Below are 21,588 nucleotides of genomic sequence, written 5' to 3'. Positions count from 1 at the left end.
TCTTCGGACGCTTATTCGGCGGGTTATTACAGCTATCTCTGGTCGGAGACGATGGACGCGGACACGTTCGCCGCGTTCGAGGAGGCGGGGAGCCCGTGGGACAAGGCCACCGCCGACCGCTTCGCGCGGGTGCTGCTGGCGACGGGTAACGAGACCGATCGGGCGGAGGCGTACCGGGCGTTCCGGGGCCGCGATCCGGACGTGAACGCGCTGCTCCGGATGCGGGGCTTTCCGACCGGAACGGCGACGGGAGGCGATGATCGCGCTCGGTAAGGGTCGTCTCCGCTCGATCGTCGGAGGGTCGGCGGGGAACCTGGTCGAGTGGTACGATTGGTACGTCTATTCGGCCTTCGCGCTCTATTTCGCGCCCGCGATCTTCCCCGAGGCGAGCCCGACCGCGCAACTCCTGAACGCGGCGGCGATCTTCGCGGTCGGGTTCCTGATGCGGCCGATCGGGGCCTGGGTGATGGGCGTCTATTCCGACCGGCATGGCCGCAAGGCGGGGCTGACCTTGTCGGTGACGCTGATGTGCCTGGGATCGCTGCTGATCGCGGTCACGCCCACCTACGCGACCGCAGGCGCGGTGGCGCCGGGGATGCTGGTCTTCGCACGGATGCTCCAGGGCTTGAGCGTCGGCGGCGAATATGGCGCGAGCGCGACCTATCTGTCCGAGATGGCGGGGCGCGAGCGGCGCGGCTATTATGCCAGTTTTCAGTATGTGACGTTGATCGGCGGGCAGTTGACCGCGCTTGGCGTGCTCCTGCTGCTGCAAGCGACGATGAGCGAGGCGGCCTTGGAAGCGTGGGGGTGGCGGGTGCCCTTCGCGATCGGCGGGCTGCTGGCGGTCATTGTGTTCCGCATCCGGCGCGGGCTGCTGGAAACCGAGTCGTTCCAGGCGGTGAAGGGCGACCGGCGATCGAGCGGCGCGGCCTTGTTCCGCGAGCATCCGCGCGAGGCCTGGACGGTGATGGCGCTGACGGCCGGGGGCACGCTCGCCTTCTACGCCTATACCACGTACATGCAGAAGTTCCTGGTCAACACCAGCGGGTTCAGCCGGCCGACCGCGACCGCGGTGATGACGGCGGCGCTGCTGGTCTATGCGGCGGTGCAGCCGGTCGCGGGCGCCCTGTCCGACCGGGTGGGCCGCAAGCCGCTGCTGGTCGGGTTCGGGGTGCTGGGGGTGATCGGCACCGTGCCGTTGTTCCTCGCGCTGGAGAAGGTGGCCAACCCGGTGCTGGCCTTCGCCCTGATCGCGGCGGCGCTGGTGGCGCTGAGCGGGTATACGGCGATCAGCGGCGTGTTGAAGGCCGAGATGTTCCCGGCGCATATCCGCACGCTGGGCGTCGCGCTGCCCTATGCGATCGCCAACACGATCTTCGGGGGCACCGCCGAATATCTGGCGCTGTGGCTTAAGGACGAGGGCGTGGAGCGCTGGTTCTACGGCTACGTCACCGCGATGATCGCGGTGTCGCTGCTCGTCTATCTACGCCTTCCCGACACGCAGCGGAACAGCCGCATCGTCGAGGACTAGCGGGCAGGCGAGAGTTCCTCGTCGCTGAGCCGTCCGTCGTCGTTGCGGTCGCGCCGGTCGAAGCGGCGGAGGGCGCGGCTTACATGCTCTTCGCGCGTCAGCGGGCCGCGACGGTTCTCGCCCCGCTCGCTGCCACGGGCATAGCCCGGCGTCGCGGCGATCTCCGCCGCCGAGAAGGTCCCGTCGCCATCCTTGTCGAGCCGCGCGAAGCGTTGGGTCGCCTCCCGCTCGATCTCGGCGCGGGTGACGGCGCCGTCGCCGTCCGAATCCGCGCGCAGATAGACGCTCGTCCGCCGCTCCCGCCGGGTCAGGCCCGTTCCGACCGTATCGGACACGGCCGACGCTTCCTCGGTCGCTGCCCGCTGTTGCGCCTCGCACCCGACGAGCAGACCGGCCAGCGCCATGATCGTAAGCTTCCCGTTCATGTGTTTCCCCTTTCGGTGCTCATCCGAAGATGGCGACGCTTTGCATCTGTTCGGCGACCGGCGTGCCGTCGGCGGACCATATGCCCATGGCTTGGCTGGACGAGCCCGCGCGGGCATAGTCGGTCCGGGCGCTCAGCAGCCACCAGCCGTCATCGGTCGCGGGCACGGGGCCGAGCAGGTTGAGGAGCCAGGTCATCGAGCTGAGCGGCACGAAGTCGTGCATCAATTGCATCGCGGCGGGCGGCAGGCAGTCGCCGATCAAGGCGAGCTCCACCTCCGGGTCGAGCCCGGCACGGTCCTTGACGCGCACCCAGCGGAGCCATTCGGCCGGGTGCTCGCCGGGTTCGCGGCGGTCGACGAACTCGAAATTGGTCAGGAACCCCGGAACCCCAGCGCGCTCTGTGCCGCTATAGACGCGGTCGTCGGGGCCGGGGCGGGCGAAGTCGGGGCGGTTCCCCGCAGCGCGGTCGATTTTCGACACCTGGTCGCGCATGAACACGAACACCGCGCGCAGGCCCAGCCCCGCCTCGCTTTCGACATCGGCCTGGATGAAGGCGGCGTTGCGACCCCGGCGCAGGCGGGTGGCGCGGACGGTCACGTCGCCGGCGAGCGGGCCGATGAACGATATCTGCGCCGATCGCAGCGCGGGCAGGTCTTCGTCCGACGCCTTGGCGGCGTGGAGCGCGAGCGCGGTCGACAGCCCGCCATAGGCGGTGCGGCCCTGGAGCCAATTGTCGGGAATATGGCCGCGCCAGCCGCCCTCGATCGGTTCCAGCGCGGCGAGAAGCGTCGCCAGGCCGGTCATGCGACCGCTCCGAGCAGGCGGTCGCGCAGCTCGCGCTTGAGCACCTTGCCGATCGCGCTGCGCGGCAGCTCGTCGATCGGGTGGAGTGCGGACAGCCGCTGCGTCTTGCCGACCTCGCCGTTGAACCAGGCGAGGATGGCGTCGTCCTCCGCCTCGGCGCCGTCGCGCGGGACGTAGAAGCCGATCGGCGTCTCGCCCCAGACGTCGGAGGGCATTCCGATCACGGTGGCGTCGGCGACCGCGGGGTGACGGAGCAGTACCGCTTCCAGGTCGGAGGGGTAGATGTTGTAGCCGCCGGAGATGATGAGATCCTTTTTGCGATCCATGAGGATGAGGAAGCCGTCCTCGTCGAAGCGGCCAACATCGCCGTGGCGGATGTAACGATTACCCTCGGCATCGTGCCACTCGGCGTCGCGCGTGGCGCCTTCGCGGCCGTGATAGCCGGTCATCATCGTCGGCGATCGGCCGACGATCTCGCCCGTCGCGCCGGGCTGAACTTCGCGGCCGTCATCGTCGATCAGCTTGATCTCGTGGCCCGGCATGGGCGGGCCGACGGTGTGGAGCTTGGTCGGATGGGCGGTGGCGTTGAGCGCGCAGCTCGCCCCGCCCTCGGTCATGCCGTAATATTCAACCAGCAGCCCGGGCCAGCGGGCGACGACATCGGCCTTGAGCGCGGCCGGGAAGGGCGCGCTGGTGCAGGTCTTGAAGCGGAAGCTGGACAGGTCGAACCGGTCGAAGTCGGGCAGGGCCATGATACGCTGATACTGGACGGGCACCAGCATGGTATGCGTCGCGCGATGGTGCTCGGCGAGTTCGAGATAGCGGTGCGCGTCGAACTTGCCCATCACCACCGCGGTCCCGCCCCAGCCGATTGTGGGCAGGAAGCTGACGAGCGTGGTGTTCGAGTAGAGCGGGGTGGCGATCATGGTCACCGCCTGGTCGAAGCCGGCCGCGGTGTTGCGCGCGATGTGCGCCCAGCGCATCGCGTGGCTCTGGACGATGCCCTTGGGCGTGCCCGTCGTGCCCGACGAATAGATGATGTTGAACCCGTCCTCGGGGCGGATGATCACGGGGTCGGGCCGGGCATCCTCGGGCGCGAGCCATGGGTCGAGCGCTTCGAGCACGACCGGCGTGGCCGCGAGTTCCCGGTCCGCGAGTGCGGCGGCGTTGGGCTCGTCCAGAAAGGCGAGGGGGGCGCCGCTGTCGCGGATCATCGCCGCGATCTGATCGGGGGTGGCGGACGGGGCGATCGGCGTGGCGACGCAGCCCGCGCGCAATGCGCCCAGAAAGGCCACGGTCTGCTCCACCGACGGATGCGCGACGAGCGCGATCGTCGAACGCTGCGGGACGCCGTCGCGTTGGAGGGCGGCGGCGAAGCGGTCGACCAGCCGGTCCAGGGTCCGGTAGTCGACCGCGCGCCGTTCGTCGGCGACCGCGATCCTGGAACCGCGCTCGACCGCATGAACACGGACAAGGTCGGGAAGGGTGGCGAAGTCGGAGGCGAGCATATCGGCGGCGGTCATGGGGCGCGATGCTAGGCGAGCGCGCGACCCGATGCCATACGCGATCTTCGAATGGGAGAATGAGCGATGGGTATGACGGACCGGATGGACGGCGCGGTCGCGATCGTGACGGGTGGGGGCACCGGCATCGGGGCGAGCGTGGTGCGGCGGCTGGCCGAGCGCGGCGTGCGCTGCGTCGTGAACTATGCATCCAGTCGCGACGAGGCGGAGGCGCTGGCCGGGGAGGTGAGCGGCATCGCCGTCCAGGCCGATATCGTCGATGACGCCGCCTGCCGCGCGCTGGCCGCTTCGGCCGTGGCGCAATGGGGGCGCGTCGACCTGCTGGTCAACAATGCGGGGCGGACCAAATACGCCAATCACGAGGATCTCGACGCGCTGGACGCGGAGGATTTCATCGACATCTACCGGCTGAACGCGATCGCGCCGTTCCAGATGATTCGCGCCTGCGCGCCGGCCCTGCGCGAGGGCGGGATCGGGTCGGTGGTCAACGTCGCGTCGGTGGCGGGGGTGTTCGGGATCGGATCGTCGGTCGCCTATGCCGCGTCCAAAGGCGCGCTGGTGACGATGACCAAGAGCCTGGCGCGCGTGCTGGCGCCCGCGATCCGCCTCAACGCGGTCGCGCCCGGCTATGTGGGGACGGGGTGGTTCGAGAAAAGGCTGGGCGCGGAGGGGTTCGGCAGGCTGAACGAGCGGATCGCGGCGGCGACCCCGATGGCGATGGCCGCCGGGCCCGACGATATCGCGGGGCCGATCGTCAACTTCCTGGATCCCGCGAGCCGGGTGGTCACGGGCGAGGTGCTGGTCCTCGACGCGGGCGCGCATCTCGACATCGGGCTCAGCCGTCGACCGGGCCGGGAGATCTGAGCGCGGGCAGGCAAAAGGCGACGACCAGCAGCGCGCCGGCCGTCAGCAGCGCGGCGAGCGCGAAGGCCGATCCGGGAAAGCCGCGCGCCGACCCCGCGGCAAGCGCCTGGGTGGCGAGCAGCGGCCCCGCCATCTGCGCGACCGAGTTCATCGCGCCGATCCCGCCCTGAAGCGCGCCCTGGCGGGTGGCGTCGACCGAGCGCGACATCAGCCCGTTGAGCGCCGGGTATGCGAGCGCGCCGACACAGCCGAACAGGTAGAAGGCGTAGACCTGCCACCCTTGCGTCACGACCGCGAAGGCGGTGAAGGTCGCGGTGCTCGCGAACAGCCCGATCACCGCCGCCCGGCGCTCGCCCGTGCGCCGGAGCACGCGGCGCGTCAGGAACAGCTGGACCGCGACGTTGAGCAGCCCGACCCAGGCGAGCGACCAGCCGATCGCCCCCGCGTCCCAGCCGAACCGGATCGACGCCCAGAAGGACCAGGTGGACGGATAGACCTGGGTCCCGAGCTGCCAGAAGAACCAGGCGACGAGCAGCGGCGCCGCGCCCGACGCGCCGGCCGCGAACAAGGGCCGGAACGCGCCGACGATGGTGGCGTCGCGCAGGCGGAACGCGCGGCGGTGCGCCGGGTCGAGCGTCTCGGGCAGCAGGAACATCATGGCGAGCGCGTTGAGCGCCGCCAGCCCGGCCGCGATCAGGAAGGGCGTGCGTGGCCCCAGGTCCGCGACGAGCCCGCCGAGCGCGGGGCCGATGATGAAGCCGACCCCGAACGCCGCGCCCATCAGCCCGAACATCTCGCCCCGCTTCTCGGGCGGGGACACGTCGGCGAGCACCGCGCCCGCCGGGCCGAACACCGCCCCGGCCGCCCCCGCGATCGCGCGCCCGACGAACAGCCAGGCGAGCGTCGGGGCGGCGGCCATGAGCGCGTAATCGACCGCAAAGGCCAGCATGGAGGCGATCAGCACGGGGCGGCGCCCGAACCGGTCGCCCAGGCTGCCCAGCACCGGCCCCGCGAAGAACTGCGCCGCCGCGAACAGCACCAGCATCCACCCCGCTATCCGCGTCGCCGCCGTCAGGTCGACGCGGCCGAGATCGGTGATGAGCCGGGGCAGGACAGGCATGATGATGCCGAAGCCGATCACGTCGATGACGATGGCGGCGAGGACGATCGGCACGGCGCGGTGAGGAAAACGGGTCATCGGCGCCGTCGGATCACGGATGACGGGCGCAGGACAAGCCCTTCTAGCGCGGGGCCGGTAACTTGGGTGGATCGCGGCGCGGTCGCCGGTCCCAGGCTCTTCCACCGCGCCGGGAAACATGGCATGGCGCGCGGCATACCCGATCTTCTATTCGCGAGGGACCGATCCGATGGCCAGTGCTCCCGAGACCCAGTCCGATCCGCTGGACTCCTTTCGCGAGGAGGTTCGTGCCTGGCTGGGCGAGAATTTCCCCAAGGCGCTCGCGCACAAGGACAATGGCATGTCGGCGATCGACGGGCCGGACGAGCGGACCGAGGATCAGGCCGCCTGGCAGAAGGCGATGGGCGAGAAGGGCTGGGGCGTCCCGACCTGGCCCGAGGCCTATGGCGGCGGCGGGCTTACCCGAGCCCAGGCGCGGGTGTTGCAGGAAGAGATGAACCGGATCGGTGCCTGGAACCCGATCGGTGGGATGGGCGTGATGATGTTCGGGCCGACCCTGCTCGAATATGGGTCGGAGGAACAGAAGCAGGAGCATATCCCGGGCATCGCCAAGGGCACCGTGCGCTGGTGCCAGGGCTATTCGGAACCAGGCGCGGGGTCGGACCTGGCCAGCTTGCAGATGTTCGCGGAGGACAAGGGCGACCACTACCTCGTCAACGGGCAGAAGACGTGGACCTCGGGCGGGCAATGGGCGCACAAATGCTTCGCCTTGGTGCGCACCGACCGGGCGCACAAACATGCCGGCATCAGCTTCCTGCTGATCGACATGGACGCGCCCGGCGTCGAGGTGAAGCCGATCCGGCTGATCTCGGGCGCGTCGCCTTTTTGCGAGACCTTCTTCACCGACGTGAAAGTGCCCAAGGGCAATCTGGTCGGGCAGGAAGGCCAGGGCTGGGCGATCGGCACCCGGCTGTTGCAGCATGAGCGCTCCAGCCTGTCGGGGGGCGGCTCCACCGGCCGGATGATGGCGGGCGAGGCGATCAGCGCGCTGGCGAAGAAATATCGCGGGGTCGACGAGAAGGGTCGGCTGAGCGACGGCGACCTCCGGATGCGGCTGGTCCGGCACGAGATGGATGCGCGCGCCTTCGCGCTCACGCTGCGGCGCGCGGCGTTGGAGGCCAAGTCGAATTCCGGACCGTCCGCCGCGACCTCGATCATGAAGAATGTCGGCGCGCGCGTGACGCAGGAGCGCGCCGAGCTGGGCGTCGAGATCATGGGGATGCAGGGGCTGGGCTGGGAAGGCGAGGGCTTCACCGAGGCCGAACTGACGCAGACGCGCACCTGGCTGTGGGGCAAGGCGGTGTCGATCTATGGCGGGTCCACCGAGATCCAGAACAACGTCATCGCCAAGCGCATCTTGGGGATGACGGAGGCGGGAGAGAGTAGTGAACAGGTGGGAGGGAGCAGGAAGATGGGGCAGGAGCGCCGTGCGACCCCGCCGCCTTCCTAGCCTACCCTGATCTACTACCTGCTCCCTACCCACCTGCTCCCTCCCATCTAACACCCGAAGGACAAGACATGGCCGTTCTCAACGACGAACAGGTGATGCTGCGCGACATGGCGCGCGAATGGGCGGACAATGAGCAGCCCGTGACCGCGTTCCGCCGCTTACGTGCGGCGGCGCCCGCCGAGGGCTATGACCGCGAGGCCTGGGGCACGATCGGCGAGATGGGCTGGGCGGGGATCGTGGTGCCCGAGGAACATGGCGGGTCGGCCTTCGGCTATCTGTCGCTGGGGCTCGTCGTCGAGCAGCTAGGACGCAACCTGGTCGCGACGCCGCTGGCGAGCGTGGGGCCGGCGGCGACCGCGATCGCGATGGGATCGGACGCCGACGCCGAGGTCAGGGGCGCCAAGGCCGAGTGGCTGCCGCGCATCGCGTCGGGCGCGGTCGTCGCGACGCTGGCGGTCGACGAGGGGCCGCATCACAGCCTGGAGAATCTCGCGACCCGCGTCGAGAACGGGCGGCTGACGGGCGTCAAGATGTTCGTGGCGGAGGGCGATTCGGCGGGCCTGTTCGTCGTCGCGGCGGCCGACGGGCTGTATCTCGTCGCCGGGGAGGGAGGCGTGACCCGCTCGCCGCGCCGGATGGCCGACCATCGCAGCCATGCGGAGCTTCGCTTCGAGAATGCGCCGGCGACGCGGCTGGGCGGGCCCGAGCTGACCGCGGCGATCGTCGACCGGGCGACCGCGGTGATCTGCGCCGAGATGCTGGGCATGGCGGAACAGGCGTTCGGGGTGACCAACGATTATCTGAAGACACGCGTCCAGTTCGGGCAGAAATTGTCGACCTTCCAGGCGCTCCAGCATCGCATGGCCAAGCAGCTGACCGAGCTGGAGCTGATGCGATCGACCGTGGAGGCGGCGCTGGAGGCGATCGACGCGGGGCGCTCCGACATCGACCAGGCGGTCAGCCTGGCCAAGGCAGGGGCGGGTGAGACGCTGAAGCTGGTGAGCCGCGAGATGGTGCAGCTGCACGGCGGGGTCGGCATGACCGACGAATATGACGCGGGCTTCTACATGAAGCGGTCGGCGGTGCTGGAGGCGATGTGGGGCAATGCGGCCCATCACCGCGAACGGTTCGCGCGGCTGAACGGCTATTGAGGGTATTTCGGGCGTAGCACAAATGTCACAGGGCGGACGCAACGGTGGTTCGCCGAGCTAAACCACGCTTGACGCAAGACCCTGAAAAAGGGCAATTCGAAAACAAGGTACGGGACGCCGAGACGTCCGACTATTTGGGAGAGAATGATGCTCAAGCCGCAATTCCTGGCCGCTTCGGCGCTGTCCGCGATGGCGCTGGCCTTTGCCGCGCCCGCGATCGCGCAGACCACCGGTCCCGTGGCGAACCCGCAGGAGCAGCCGAATGACGGCATCACCACGCCGCCGCCGGGCCAGACCAGCGCGGCCGGCGTGGAGCAGTCGACCGACTCCCCCTCCGGCGCTCTCGACGGCGAGCCCGCCGGTGGCGACGAGGCGGCGATGGGCGGCGACATCGTCGTCACCGCGCAGGGCCGCGCCCAGGCGCTGGCCGACGTGCCGGTCGCCATCTCGGCCGTCAGCTCCGAAAGTCTGGCCCTCTCGGGCGCCAACGACATCCGTCAGCTCAACCAGCTCGCCCCCTCGCTGCTCGTGTCGTCGACGGGATCGGAGGCGAACGGATCGCCCCGTATCCGCGGTATCGGCACCGTCGGCGACAATCCGGGTCTCGAAAGCTCGGTCGTCGTGTTCATCGACGGCGTGTACCGCTCGCGCTCGGGCATCGGCCTGAACGAGCTGGGCGAGATCGAGCGCATCGAGGTGCTGCGCGGCCCGCAGGGCACGCTGGGCGGCCGCAACTCCTCCGCCGGCCAGATCAGCATCGTGTCGAAGCGCCCCGAATTCGAGTTCGGCGGCACCGCCGAGGCGACCTACGGCAATTACGACTTCGTGCGCCTGGCGGGCGGCATCACCGGCCCGCTGACCGAGAACATCGCGGCGCGCATCGATGGCGTCTACGTCAAGCGCGACGGTTTCTACCGCGACCCCACCAACGACACCCGCATCAACGACCGCGACCGGTATTTCGTGCGCGGCCAGCTGCTGCTCAAGCCCACGGCCGACCTCAGCGTCCGCCTGATCGGTGACTTCAGCAAGCGTACCGAGCAGTGCTGCGCGGCGACCTATGTCGGGCCCACGGTCAACCCGAACATCGGCAATCTGAACACGCCGGCGACGCCGCTGACGACGGGCCTGCCCAACGGCAACAACATCATCAACGTCCTGCGCGATCTCGGTCAGAATGTCGGCGCGTTCAACCAGGGCTATAGCCGGGACGTGTCGGTGTCGCGGGGCCGTGGTTACGGCGGCACGACGCAGGATTACGGCTTTTCGGGCCAGATCGACTGGAGCTTCGGCGGCGTCAACCTGACCTCGATCACCGCCTATCGCGATTATTACAACACCCAGGGGTCGGACACCGATTACGGGTCGGTCGACATCCTGTACAACGCCGCGGACGGCAACAACCGCCGCGCCTTCCGCACCTTCACCCAGGAAGTCCGTCTGCAAGGCAGCCTGTTCGACGAGCGGCTCGACTGGTTGCTCGGCGGATTCTACGTCAACGAGAAGTTCGATGGTCGGTCGAACCTGCGCTTCGGCAGCCAATATGGCCGCTTCGCGACGTGCCGTATCATCTCCGGCGGCGGTCTCGCGGCGCTTTACTCGCCGCAGAGCCCCGGCTGCGTTGCGCCCGGTATCGGGCCCGCGACGATCCGTGGCGCCGCTGGCGCGATCTCGGGCGCCGACGTCGGAAACGGCTTCACCCTGCTCGACTCGCTCAACGATCGCGGGTCGACGGTGGATCAGTATCGCCAGCGGGCGCGCAGCTTCGCGGCGTTCACGCACAACATCATCCACGTCACCGATACGGTCGATCTGACGCTGGGCCTGCGCTATACCGACGAGCGCAAGCGCTTCTCGGCGACGTTCGGCAACGACAACACGGTCTGCACGGGGCTCCAGAACACGTTGACCGACGACCTGACCAGCGTCAATCCGACCGCGCGCGCCCTCGCCGCGGCACTGATCGGGCTGGGTTGTCAGGGCAATTCGACCGCCGAGCTGAACGGCGTGTCGATCAGCGACCAGCGCCGCGAGGACGAGTTCACCGGCACCGCGATCCTGTCGTGGAAGCCGATCGACGACCTGCTTCTCTATGGCAGCTATTCGCGCGGCTATAAGGCGGGCGGGTTCAACTTCGACCGGTCGGCACTGAAGCTGCCGATCCAGCCCACGGCCGCCGGTCTGACGACCACCTTCGCCGCGGTCGGCGGTGCCCAGGCGCTGGTGAGCGGTCTGCAGTTCGAGCCCGAGACGGTGAACGCCTATGAAATCGGCGCGAAATACGCGACCGGACCGTTCACGCTGACGGTTGCCGGCTTCCGCCAGGAATTCTCCAGCTTCCAGCTCAACACCTTCGACGGCACGGTGTTCATCGTGCAGAACGTCAATGGCTGCACGTCGAGCCTGAGCGGCGCCGATCGCGACCAGAGCAAGTTCGCGGCGGCACCGAACTTCAACGCGGCGGCCGGTACGACCGGCGCCTGCGCGGCGGATGACGTCAGCTACGGCGTTATCTCGCAGGGCGTGGAGCTCGAAGCGCAGCTGGTGCCGGGGCGCGACTTCCGCGTCGGGCTAGGCTTCACCTATGCCGACACCAAGTTCCGCGACAACGTGGTCGGAAACAACGCCGGTGCCCCGCTCAACCAGGCGCTGCGCAAGCTGCCCGGCGACAATCTGTCCAACGCGCCGGAGATGGTGGCGACGGGCTCGGTCGCCTGGACCCCCCCGATCGGCAGCACCGGGCTGTCGGGCCTGTTCTATGTCGATACGCGCGTTTCGAGCGACTACAACACCGGCTCCGATCTGTTCCCGCAGAAGGAACAGGACGGCTTCGCGCTGGTCAATGCCCGCGTCGGCGTGCGCGGCCCGAACGAGGCATGGTCGCTGGAGTTCTGGGGCCAGAATATCCTGAACAAGCAGTACGCCCAGGTCGCGTTCAACTCGCCCTTCCAGGAGGGTGCGGCGACCGCCGCGTTCCAGGACCCTCAATATCCGGGTGGTCGTCAGATCTTCTCGCAGTTCCTGGCCGAGCCGCGGACCTATGGCATCACGCTGCGCGGCAAGTTCTGATCCACCCCATGACGACCTGATCGGGCCGCCGTTCGGATATCCCGGACGGCGGCCCTTTCCTTGAGGCGGAGTATCGATGGCCTCCCGTTCCGAACCGGCCGAAACCGACGACGCCCGCGCGATCCGCCGCCGCGGGCTGACGCTGGCGCTGCTCACCACCACCTATTTCTTCAGCTATATGGACCGGCAGATCCTCGCCATCCTGCTGGAGGCGATCAAGGTCGACCTGTCGCTGACCGATACGCAGCTCGGACTGCTCTCTGGGCTGGTCTTCGCGATCTTCTACGCGACGCTGGGCATCCCGGTCGCGCGGCTGGCGGACCGGACCAATCGCCGCAACATCATCGCGGTCTCGCTCGCCATCTGGAGCGCGATGACGGCGCTGGCGGGGCTGGCGCAGAACTTCACCCAGCTGATGCTCGCGCGGATCGGCGTCGGGATCGGCGAGGCGGGGTCGAGCCCGCCCAGTCATTCGATCATCGCCGACCTCTACCCGCCCGAGCGCCGGGCGGGGGCGATGGCGGTCTACTCGCTCGGCGTCGTGCTCGGCGCGGGGTTCGGGACGCTGATCGGCGGCGTCGTCGCGCATCATTTCGGCTGGCGCATGGCGATGTTCACCGTCGGCCTACCGGGCGTGTTCCTGGCGATCGTCGTGCGGATGTTCGTGGTCGAGCCCAGGCGCGGCCTATCCGACGTGGTCCGCGCCGCGCCGGGCGCGATGCCCAGCATCGGCCAGGGCTTCGCCTCGATCGCGCGCAATCGGCCCGCGGTGCATCTGGTCGTGGCGGTCACGCTCACCTCGCTGATCGGCTATGCGCTGACGGGCTGGGGGCCCAGCTACATGCAGCGCTCGCTCGGGCTGTCGATGCTCGACGTGTCGACCTATATCGCGCTGCCGGGCGCGCTGATCGGATCGGTATCGGCGATCGCGGGGGGCAAGATCGCCGACCGCATGGCGCGGGGCCAAGGGCTCCACGCCCAGTCCTGGGTGGTCGCGGCGATGAAGACCCTGGCCTTTCCCTTCGCGCTCGGCTTCTTCTTCTTCGACGATCCCCGGATCGCGATCGGCGCCTATCTCATCTCGCTGCTGTTCGCGAACAGCTATCTGGGGCCGACTTTCGCGCTGATCCAGCATCTGGCGCCCTTGCGGCTGCGGGCGATGTGGGCGGCGGTGACCCTGCTGGTCATCAACCTGATCGGACTGGGGCTGGGGCCGTTCCTGGTCGGGCGGCTGAGTGACATGCTGGAGCCGAGCCTCGGCACCGAATCGCTGCGCTACGCGATGCTGGTGGTGGCGTGCGGCACGCCCTGGGCGATCTTCCATTATTGGCGGGCGGGCGTGCTGCTCCGCCGGGGCGAGCGGGCCGCGATCTAGCTTTCGAGCAGCGCGTCGTCGAACAGGCCGTATAGCAGGGTAGACGCGTACATCCGTACCGCGCGCTCCCGCGGCATGGTGCCCGCCCATTTGCGCATGTCGAAGGCGGCGTTCTGGAACGCCATCAGCGCCTGCGCGGCGACCAGCGCATCGACGGGGCGGATCGAGCCTTCGGCCACCCCGTCCATGATCGTGCCGGCATAGCGCCGCGCGATGCGGTTGGACCGTTCCACCATCGCCGAGCGGACGCTCGGGGGCAGACCCGACAGGGCCGTGGTGCGCAGCAGGGGTCCGCGTTCCGAAAATTGCACGTCGAGCAGCGTGGCGACGGCGCTGGAGAGCCGGTGCCAATGATTCCCCGTTCCGGCGTCGGCCTGGCGCTGGGCGTCGCCGATCGTGTCGAAGCTGCGCTTGTAACAGGCGATGACCAGCTCGTCCTTGGCATCGAGATGGTGGTAGAAGCTGCCCTTGGTGACGTTCAGTTCCGACGCGATCCGCTGGACCGAGGCACCGCGATAGCCGAGTTCGTTGATGAGGCGGGTGGCCGCGAGCAGGAACGCCTCGCGCCCCGGCACCGCGTCGTGCGACAGGTCGAGCATCGCGGGCGCCCAGGGCTGGCCGGGCGCGGCGAGGCCGGTGCGGAACAGCTCGGTCAGCCGTTCCTCGACGCGGCGATATTGATCGGGCTCGTAGCGGGTGAGCCAGACGGGCAGCCAGAAGATATTCTCCAGCAGCACATGCGCGCGCGCGCCGTTCAGGTCCTTGGCGGCGCGGGTCGGGGCGGGTCCCCATAGCTCGCGCGTGGCGCGGAACACGCGCTGCCACCCGGCCATCAGCCGCCCGCGCACCGGCTCCTCCGTCGCGCGCAGATCGGACAGGACGGCGAAGGCGCTCTCCTCGCCCCGGCCGATCGCCGCCAGCCGCGCCATGTTGAGCCGGAGAAAGCGCGCGACGCGGTGCTCGGGCGTCGGCTCCTCCGCCGCGCGTTCCAGCATCGCGCCCAGCGTGTCGAGCGTGTGCTCGAAGGCGGCGGCGGCAAGGTCCTCCTTGCGGCGGAAATAATAGGTGACGCTGGTGGTGTTAAGCCCGACCCGGCGCGCGACATCGGCGAAGGTCATGCCCTTCGCGGATTGTTCGTTGATCGCCTCGGCCGCGGCCGCGAGGATGGCGTCGCGCTTCGCCCGGAAACGCTTGGTGCCAGCCTCCTCCCCCGCGGCGCCTGTGTCCGGTGCCTGCATCCGCGGACCCTATCATGCCCGTTTCGAAGAACCAGTCCTATTCCGCCCTCGGGGAACACAAGCGATCGACGCTTTACCGAATAGTCGGTACGCTCTACAGGCCGGGTCGACAAATCTGAGGAGCGGGCGACCATGGACTTCACGCTGAGCGAGCGGGAAACCTATTTCCGGGATCGGGTACGCGATTTCATCGCGCAGCATATCGCGCCGCGCGACCATGAATATCACGAACAGGCGAATAGCGGCGAGCGCTGGAAGGTCCTGCCCGTGATCGAGGAGGTCAAGGCGATCGCCAAGGCGCAGGGGCTGTGGAATTTCTTCATGCCCCCGCATTCGGGGCAGAGCCATGTCGACGACAGTTTCGAATTCGAGGGCACCCAGCTCACCAACACCGAATATGCGCTGTGTGCCGAGGAGATGGGCCGCATCGGCTGGGCGTCCGAATGCTTCAACTGCTCCGCGCCCGACACGGGCAATATGGAGGTGTTCCACCGCTACGGGACGCTGGAACAGAAGGAGCGCTGGCTGCGCCCGCTGATGCACGGCGAGATCCGCTCGGCGTTCTTGATGACCGAGCCCGCCGTGGCGAGCTCGGACGCGACCAACATCCAGACCTCGATGGTGCGCGACGGCGACCATTACGTCATCAACGGCCGCAAATGGTGGTCGTCGGGCGTCGGCGATCCCCGCTGCCGGATCGCCATCGTCATGGGCAAGACCAACCCGGACGCGTCGCGCCATTCGCAGCAGTCGCAGATCCTGGTGCCGATGGACACGCCGGGCGTGCGCGTCGAGCGGATGCTATCGGTCTATGGCTATGACCACGCGCCGCACGGTCATGGCGAGGTGGTGCTGGAGAATGTCCGCGTCCCGGTCGAGAACATCCTGCTCGGCGAGGGCCGGGGGTTCGAGATCGCGCAAGGGCGGCTCGGGCCGGGGCGCATCCATCACTGCATGCGGACGATCGGCACCGCCGAGACCGCGATCGAGGCGATGGCCAAGCGCCTGCTGAGCCGCGTCGCGTTCGGCAAGACGATCTCCAGCCATTCGGTCTGGGAGGAGCGGATCGCGCGCGCCAGGATCGACATCGAGATGACGAGGCTCCTCTGCCTCAAGGCGGCGGACATGATGGACCGGGCGGGCAACAAGTCGGCCCAGCTCGAGATCGCGATGATCAAGGTGCAGGCGCCGCTCATGGCGCTCAAGATCCTCGACGACGCGGTGCAGGCGCATGGCGGCGGCGGCGTGTCGGGCGATTTCCCGCTGGCCGGGCAATGGGCGTCGCTGCGCACCTTGCGCTTCGCCGACGGGCCCGACGAGGTCCACAACCGGGCGATCGCGCGCAACGAGTTCGGGAAATACGCCGACTACCGCACGGCGCCGCCCGAGCGGGGCGCGAGCGTGCAGACCGGCGGCGGGCAGGAGCTGTCGAGCGGCGACATGGCGGTCGCGCGCTGAGCCGTCCCGGCCCCATGTCCGTTCGTCCTGAGTAGCCGCTGAGCTTGTCGAAGCGGCGTATCGAAGGACCGCCGGGCGGAACCTGTCCTTCGATACGGGCCTTCGGCTTCGCTCAGTCCCTACTCAGGACGAACGGATACGGGGGCAGCACTCCGGAGTAGCAATGAAAGCCGCCGTCCTCTTCGAAGCCAAGACCCCCCTCTCGATCGAGGAGGTGGTCGTCTCCAAGCCCGCCGCGCGCGAGGTGCTGATCCGCACCCATGCGGTGGGGGTGTGCCGGTCCGACCTCCACTATATCGACGGCGCCTTTTCGCATCCGGTGCCGACCGTGCCGGGGCACGAGGCGGCGGGGGTGGTCGAGGCGGTCGGCTCCGATGTCGCGCATCTGAAGCCGGGCGACCATGTCATCACCTTCTTCACCGCTTTTTGCGGAACGTGCGAATTCTGCATCTCGGGACGGCCGTCCTTGTGCATCGACCCGTCGACGCGCCGTCCCAAAGGGGCGCCGCCGCGGCTGGCGCTGGACGACGGCACCGCGCTCGCGCCGTTCCTGAACCTGTCGGCCTATGCCGAGATGATGCTGGTCCATGAGAATGCCTGTGTGGCGATCTCTAAGGACATGCCGCTGACCCAGGCGGCGCTGCTCGGCTGCGCGGTGATCACGGGGGCGGGGGCGATCTTCAACGATTCCAAGCTGAAACCCGGCGAGACGGTGGCGGTGATCGGCGCGGGCGGGATCGGGCTGGCCGCGATCAACGCCGCCAAGATCGCGGGGGCGGGGCGCATCTTCGCGATCGACCCGGTCGCGGACAAGCGCGCCCTGGCGGCGAAGCTGGGCGCGACCGACCTGATGGACGCCAGCGACCCGGATGTGGCGAAGAAGCTGCTGGCGATGACCGGCGGCGGGGTGAATTACGCGATCGAGGCGGTCGGGCGGCCGGAGACGGCGGAGCTGGCCTGGCAGATCCTGCGCCGGGGCGGCACCGCGACGATCCTGGGGATGATCGCGCCGGGCAGGTCGGTGACGATACCGGGGCCGAGCTTCCTGTCGGGCAAGAAGATGCAGGGATCGCTGCTGGGCTCGACCCAGTTCCCGATCGACATGCCGCGCCTGGTCGCCATGTATCTCGACGGGCGGCTGGACCTCGACACGATGGTCGCCGAGCGGATCACGCTTTCGGAGATCAACGGCGCGATGGACCGGCTGCGGACCGGCGACACGACGCGCAGCGTGGTGGTGTTCGCATGAGCGACGCCGACCTGAGCATGAGCGGGACGATCGCGGTCGAGGAGAAGGACCGGCTCGACCTCGACCGGCTTTCCGCCTGGATGCGGGACCATGTGGATGGCTATGAGGGCCCGCTCTCCTACGCCAAGTTCGCGGGCGGGCAGTCCAACCCGACCTATCGGCTGGACACGCCGGGGCGTTCCTATGTGCTCCGCCGCAAGCCGTTCGGACCGATCCTGCCCTCCGCCCATGCGGTGGACCGCGAATATCGCGTGATCGCCGGGCTCTACCCGACCGGCTTTCCCGTGCCCCGGCCCCATGGCCTGTGCGAGGACGACGCGGTGATCGGGGCGGCCTTCTACGTGATGGAGATGGTCGAGGGACGGACGATCTGGGACGGCGCGATGCCGGGCCTCTCGCCGCCCGAGCGGACCGCGCATTATAACGAGATGGTCGACACGCTCGCCCGCCTTCACCGGACCGATTACGCCGCGGCCGGCCTGGGCGACTATGGCAAGCCGGGCAATTATTTCGAGCGCCAGGTCGCGCGCTGGACCAAGCAGTACCGCGCCGCCGAGACCGAGCGGATGGAGCCGGTCGAGCGGCTGATCGACTGGCTGCCCCGCACCGTGCCGGATCAGACGCGGACCTCGATCGTGCACGGTGACTATCGCATCGACAACATGATCTTCGCGCCGGGCGAGCCGCGCGTGATCGCGGTGCTCGACTGGGAATTGTCGACGCTCGGCGATCCGCTCGCCGACTTCACCTATATGCTGATGAGCTGGGTGACGGTGCCCGAGGGACGCTCGGGCGTGATGGGGCTGACCGGCACGGAATCGGGCATCCCGACGATCGACGAGGTGACCGCGCGCTACTGCGCCGCGACGGGCCGCGACGGCGTGCCCGACCTCGACTGGTATTTCGCGTACAACCTGTTCCGCCTGACGGGCATCATCCAGGGCATCAAGAAGCGCATCCAGATCGGCACGGCGTCGAGCGCGCAGGCCGAGCGTTCGGTCGCGCGGATCGATGCGCTGGCCCAGGCGGCGTGGGACTTCGCGGTGAAGGCGGGAGCATAGCATGTCGCAATTCGACCTGACCGGCAGGGTCGCCATCGTCACCGGATCGTCGCGCGGGATCGGCCGCGCCTCCGCCTTCGAGCTGGCCGAGCACGGCGCGAAGGTCGTCATCTCCAGCCGCAAGCAGGAGGCGTGCGAGACGGTCGCCGCCGAGCTTAACGGCAAATATGGCGAGGGCACCGCCATCGCGGTCGCGGCCAACATCTCCGACAAGGCGGGGCTCCAGAACCTGGTCGACGAGACCCGTCGCGCCTTCGGCCGGGTCGACATCCTCGTCTGCAACGCCGCCTCCAACCCCTATTACGGCCCGCAGGAGGGGATCGCGGACGAGCAGTTCCGCAAGATCATGGACAACAACATCCTGTCCAACCACTGGCTGATCTCCATGGTCGCGCCCGAGATGCGCGAGCGGGGGGGCGGGTCGGTGGTCATCGTGTCGTCGATCGGCGGCCTGCGCGGGTCGCCCGTGATCGGGGCCTATTGCATCTCCAAGGCCGCCGACATGCAGCTCGCGCGCAACCTGGCGGTCGAGTATGGGCCGCATAACGTGCGCGTGAACTGCATCGCGCCGGGGCTCATCAAGACCGATTTCGCGCGCGCCCTGTGGGAGGACCCGGAGGCCGCCGAGCGCCGCAACGCCGAGACCCCGCTCCGGCGCATCGGCGAGCCGCACGAGATCGCGGGCGCGGTCGTGTTCCTGGCGAGCGACGCGTCGAGCTACATGACCGGGCAGACGATCGTGGTGGATGGGGGCGTGACGATATGAGGTTCCGGAACAAGTCGATCATCGTCACCGGCGCGGGTTCGGGCATCGGCCGCGCCGCCGCCTGCCAGTTCGCGGCCGAGGGCGGGTCGGTCGTCGTCGCCGACCGGACCGAGGGCGCCGACGAGACCGCGCGGCTGATCGCGCAGGCGGGCGGCACCGCGCGCGCGATCCGCATCGATGCCGGGCTGGAGGAGGATGTCGTGCGCGCGGTCGAGCTGGCGGTCGCCAAATTCGGCGGCGTCGACGTGATGTTCGCCAATGCCGGCATATCGGGCGGGATGGCGAACATCTTCGACACCGACGTGGCGCTGATCGCGGAGGTGCTGCGCGTCAATCTGATCGGGCCTTTCCTGGCGATCAAGCATGCCGCGCCGCGCATCGCCGAGCGCGCCAGGGATACCGGAAGGGGCGGGGCGATCGTGCTCACCGCCAGCGTCGCCGGCATCCGCTCGGGCGCGGGATCGCCCGCCTATTCGGCGTCCAAGGCCGGCGTCATCAACCTGGCCCAGGTGTCGGCCCAACAGCTCGCCGGGTCGAACGTCCGCGTCAACGCCATCTGCCCCGGCCTGACCGAGACGGGGATGACCAAGCCCACCTTCGACTATGCGCGCGAGGCGGGGAAGATGGACCGCGTCGGCCGGCTGAACCCGCTCCGCCGCGGTGCCCAGCCCGAGGAACTCGCCAGGGTCGCGCTGTTCCTGGCCTCCGACGACGCCAGCTATGTCAACGGCCAGGCGATCGCGGTGGATGGCGGGCTGTCGTCGAGCCATCCGGTGACGAAGCAGGAATATGGGCGCACGGCGGTGTAGAGTCGGGAGCTTATCGGCGAGGATATCCGAAACCGGTGGTTAGCGGACGTTTGCTAGGCGTCGTCCTCTGCGTAGCGGATCAAGCGTTCGCAACGCTAGCTCTCCGTTGCCGATGCGCCCTCGCCCGACGCAGCGTAGTCCTTAATGAAGTCGCGAGCGATGAAGGCTTCGAGAAAGTAGCTGTAGCTGATCTCGCCGTGTTTAACCGGCTCCGTGGTGTCTGGCGCGGACTTGATGATAACTGCATCCGACTCGCCGGACCATGGCTGCGCTACGTAGATCGTCGCGTCGTCGTCTTGCCATTCGGAGGTCGATTGCAGAAGGTCGATCAAGCGCAAAGCATACCTCCACAGCAGTGAGCTGAACCTAGCGTGGTCGCTCAACATCGGCAAATGGGCGAGAGCGGTCATTACCGCCTCCTTCACCCTACTTCCGCAGCCGAATCAGCCCTTCCTGCGCGACGCTCGCCACTAGGCGGCCGTCCTGCGCGAAGATGCGCCTCCGGTTGAAGCCGCGCGCATGGCCCGCCCAGGGGCTGTCGGTGGCGTAAAGCAGCCATTCGTCGGCGCGGAAGGGTTCGTGGAGCCAGAGGGCGTGGTCGAGGCTCGCGGTCTGGAGGTCGTGCGTTATCCAGTTGACGCCATGGGGCAGGGTGCAGGTGCCCAGCAAGGACATGTCGGACGTGTAGGTCAGCACCGCGCGGTGCATCGCCGCGTCGTCGCCGATCGGCGCGCAGAGGCGGAACCAGCTCGCCTGGGCGGGCTCGCGCGCTTCGGGGCGGAACCAGCTGCGCGCATGAACGGGACGGATCTCGACGGGGCGGGGGCGGAGCAGATGCGGGCGCCATTTCTCCGGGATCTCGTCGATCATCTCCTCGCGCAGCTCGCGCTCGGAGCGCAGCGCGTCGGGCGGCGGCACGTCGGGCATCGCGTCCCGGTGGTGCAGCCCTTCCTCCGGCACCTGGAGCGAGGCGGTAAGGCTGAGGATGGGCTGGCCGTTCTGCGTGGCGATCACGCGGCGCGTGGCGAAGCTGCGCCCCTCGAAATCGCGGACGACGCGGTAGATGATCGGGTGGTTCTCGTCGCCCGGCCGCATGAAATAGGCGTGGAGCGAATGGGCGGTCTTGGGCGCGTCGGTGGAACGCTGTGCCGCCTGGAGCGCCTGGGCGATCACCTGGCCGCCGAAGACGCGGCCGACCCCGCCGGGCTGGCGCGCGCCGCGGTACAGGTCGGTGTCGAGCTGTTCGACGTCGAGCAGCGCGACGAGCGAGGCGACGAGCGTCTCCGGCGGGGTGTCGCGGGGGGTGTTCAGGTCCATCGCACAAGACTTCCGTTCGCCCTGAGTAGCCGACGAGCGAAGCCGAGGCGGCATATCGAAGGGCAGGTGGGTAAGCCCATGTCCTTCGATACGGGCCTTCGCTACACGCCTGCGGCGCTACTCAGTCCCTACTCAGGACGAACGGGTTTTGGTCAATAGCCCGCCAGCCGGGCCAGCCGGTCGGCATGGTAGTTGGCGTCGCCGAACATCTCCGCCAGCACGCGGGCGCGCTTCATGAAGAAGCCGATGTCATATTCGTCGGTCATGCCGATGCCGCCATGCATCTGGATGCCTTCCTG

Annotated in this window: 20 protein-coding genes; 12 read left to right on the top strand and 8 right to left on the bottom strand. The window is 68.6% G+C overall.

Annotation, left to right across the window (positions count from 1 at the left end; translation table 11 throughout):
* Together VF592_RS05520 and VF592_RS05515 are read left to right on the top strand one after the other, a co-directional pair.
* Positions 1-273, top strand: a 273-nt coding sequence (locus VF592_RS05520) for a M3 family metallopeptidase (RefSeq protein ID WP_331004613.1), incomplete at its 5' end; no start/stop codon positions are given.
* Positions 257-1,531 carry an MFS transporter gene (locus tag VF592_RS05515; protein ID WP_331004612.1) on the top strand — a complete coding sequence of 425 codons (1,275 nt, stop codon included), beginning with the start codon at positions 257-259 and terminating at the stop codon, positions 1,529-1,531. The genes VF592_RS05520 and VF592_RS05515, both read left to right, overlap by 17 nt.
* Here VF592_RS05515 and VF592_RS05510 read toward each other — a convergent pair.
* The 3 genes from VF592_RS05510 to VF592_RS05500 are packed head-to-tail and all read right to left on the bottom strand — an operon-like array spanning position 1,528 to position 4,284.
* Positions 1,528-1,956 carry a hypothetical protein gene (locus VF592_RS05510; protein ID WP_331004611.1) on the bottom strand — a complete coding sequence of 143 codons (429 nt, stop codon included), beginning with the start codon at positions 1,954-1,956 and terminating at the stop codon, positions 1,528-1,530. The genes VF592_RS05515 and VF592_RS05510 overlap by 4 nt on opposite strands.
* A gap of 19 nt (positions 1,957-1,975) precedes the next feature.
* Positions 1,976-2,761 (bottom strand): thioesterase family protein, encoded by a 786-nt coding sequence (locus VF592_RS05505; RefSeq protein WP_331004610.1) that lies wholly within the window; start codon positions 2,759-2,761, stop codon positions 1,976-1,978.
* Positions 2,758-4,284 carry a class I adenylate-forming enzyme family protein gene (locus tag VF592_RS05500; RefSeq protein ID WP_331004609.1) on the bottom strand — a complete coding sequence of 509 codons (1,527 nt, stop codon included), beginning with the start codon at positions 4,282-4,284 and terminating at the stop codon, positions 2,758-2,760. Before VF592_RS05500 ends, VF592_RS05505 begins: the two co-directional genes overlap by 4 nt.
* A 66-nt stretch (positions 4,285-4,350) precedes the next feature.
* Between VF592_RS05500 and VF592_RS05495 the strand changes: the two genes are divergently transcribed.
* On the top strand, positions 4,351-5,148 hold the full coding sequence (locus VF592_RS05495) for an SDR family oxidoreductase (protein ID WP_331004608.1): 798 nt from the start codon (positions 4,351-4,353) through the stop codon (positions 5,146-5,148).
* Here VF592_RS05495 and VF592_RS05490 read toward each other — a convergent pair.
* Entirely contained in the window at positions 5,120-6,346 is a 1,227-nt protein-coding gene (locus VF592_RS05490) for an MFS transporter (RefSeq protein ID WP_331004607.1), read from the bottom strand. The genes VF592_RS05495 and VF592_RS05490 overlap by 29 nt on opposite strands.
* Before the next feature lie 169 nt (positions 6,347-6,515).
* Between VF592_RS05490 and VF592_RS05485 the strand changes: the two genes are divergently transcribed.
* From VF592_RS05485 to VF592_RS05470, 4 genes are all read left to right on the top strand, one after another.
* Positions 6,516-7,796 carry an acyl-CoA dehydrogenase family protein gene (locus VF592_RS05485; protein WP_331004606.1) on the top strand — a complete coding sequence of 427 codons (1,281 nt, stop codon included), beginning with the start codon at positions 6,516-6,518 and terminating at the stop codon, positions 7,794-7,796.
* A 68-nt stretch (positions 7,797-7,864) separates the two neighbouring features.
* Positions 7,865-8,947 carry an acyl-CoA dehydrogenase family protein gene (locus VF592_RS05480; RefSeq protein ID WP_331004605.1) on the top strand — a complete coding sequence of 361 codons (1,083 nt, stop codon included), beginning with the start codon at positions 7,865-7,867 and terminating at the stop codon, positions 8,945-8,947.
* A 147-nt stretch (positions 8,948-9,094) separates the two neighbouring features.
* Entirely contained in the window at positions 9,095-12,016 is a 2,922-nt protein-coding gene (locus VF592_RS05475; protein ID WP_331004614.1) for a TonB-dependent receptor, read from the top strand.
* A gap of 76 nt (positions 12,017-12,092) precedes the next feature.
* Positions 12,093-13,391, top strand: a complete 1,299-nt coding sequence (locus VF592_RS05470) for an MFS transporter (RefSeq protein ID WP_331004604.1) — start codon at positions 12,093-12,095, stop codon at positions 13,389-13,391.
* Here the strand turns inward: VF592_RS05470 and VF592_RS05465 are convergent.
* Positions 13,388-14,629, bottom strand: a complete 1,242-nt coding sequence (locus VF592_RS05465; RefSeq protein ID WP_331004603.1) for a TetR/AcrR family transcriptional regulator — start codon at positions 14,627-14,629, stop codon at positions 13,388-13,390. The genes VF592_RS05470 and VF592_RS05465 overlap by 4 nt on opposite strands.
* A 132-nt stretch (positions 14,630-14,761) precedes the next feature.
* On the opposite strand from VF592_RS05465, the gene VF592_RS05460 reads away from it, so the two are divergent.
* The 5 genes from VF592_RS05460 to VF592_RS05440 all read left to right on the top strand — a co-directional run bounded on the left by VF592_RS05460 (position 14,762) and on the right by VF592_RS05440 (position 19,972).
* Positions 14,762-16,087: an acyl-CoA dehydrogenase family protein gene (locus VF592_RS05460; RefSeq protein WP_331004602.1), complete on the top strand. Its 1,326-nt coding sequence runs from the start codon at positions 14,762-14,764 to the stop codon at positions 16,085-16,087.
* A gap of 163 nt (positions 16,088-16,250) precedes the next feature.
* On the top strand, positions 16,251-17,336 hold the full coding sequence (locus tag VF592_RS05455; protein ID WP_331004601.1) for a Zn-dependent alcohol dehydrogenase: 1,086 nt from the start codon (positions 16,251-16,253) through the stop codon (positions 17,334-17,336).
* Positions 17,333-18,397 carry a phosphotransferase family protein gene (locus VF592_RS05450; RefSeq protein WP_331004600.1) on the top strand — a complete coding sequence of 355 codons (1,065 nt, stop codon included), beginning with the start codon at positions 17,333-17,335 and terminating at the stop codon, positions 18,395-18,397. The genes VF592_RS05455 and VF592_RS05450 overlap by 4 nt, the downstream gene beginning before the upstream one ends.
* 1 nt (position 18,398) lies before the next feature.
* Entirely contained in the window at positions 18,399-19,163 is a 765-nt protein-coding gene (locus VF592_RS05445; protein ID WP_331004599.1) for an SDR family oxidoreductase, read from the top strand.
* On the top strand, positions 19,160-19,972 hold the full coding sequence (locus tag VF592_RS05440; protein ID WP_331004598.1) for an SDR family oxidoreductase: 813 nt from the start codon (positions 19,160-19,162) through the stop codon (positions 19,970-19,972). The genes VF592_RS05445 and VF592_RS05440 overlap by 4 nt, the downstream gene beginning before the upstream one ends.
* A gap of 95 nt (positions 19,973-20,067) precedes the next feature.
* On the opposite strand, the gene VF592_RS05435 is transcribed toward VF592_RS05440, so the two are convergent.
* The 3 genes from VF592_RS05435 to VF592_RS05425 all read right to left on the bottom strand — a co-directional run.
* Positions 20,068-20,382: a hypothetical protein gene (locus VF592_RS05435; protein ID WP_331004597.1), complete on the bottom strand. Its 315-nt coding sequence runs from the start codon at positions 20,380-20,382 to the stop codon at positions 20,068-20,070.
* 16 nt (positions 20,383-20,398) lie between these two features.
* The gene (locus VF592_RS05430) at positions 20,399-21,289 is read right to left on the bottom strand and encodes an acyl-CoA thioesterase II (RefSeq protein WP_331004596.1); all 891 of its coding nucleotides are present in this window, start codon (positions 21,287-21,289) and stop codon (positions 20,399-20,401) included.
* A gap of 152 nt (positions 21,290-21,441) precedes the next feature.
* Positions 21,442-21,588, bottom strand: a 147-nt coding sequence (locus VF592_RS05425; RefSeq protein ID WP_414713753.1) for an acyl-CoA dehydrogenase family protein, incomplete at its 5' end; no start/stop codon positions are given.

It is taken from the genome of Sphingomonas sp., from assembly GCF_036388435.1.
Taxonomy (GTDB): domain Bacteria; phylum Pseudomonadota; class Alphaproteobacteria; order Sphingomonadales; family Sphingomonadaceae; genus Sphingomonas.
This window is presented reverse-complemented; position numbering and strand designations above follow the sequence as displayed.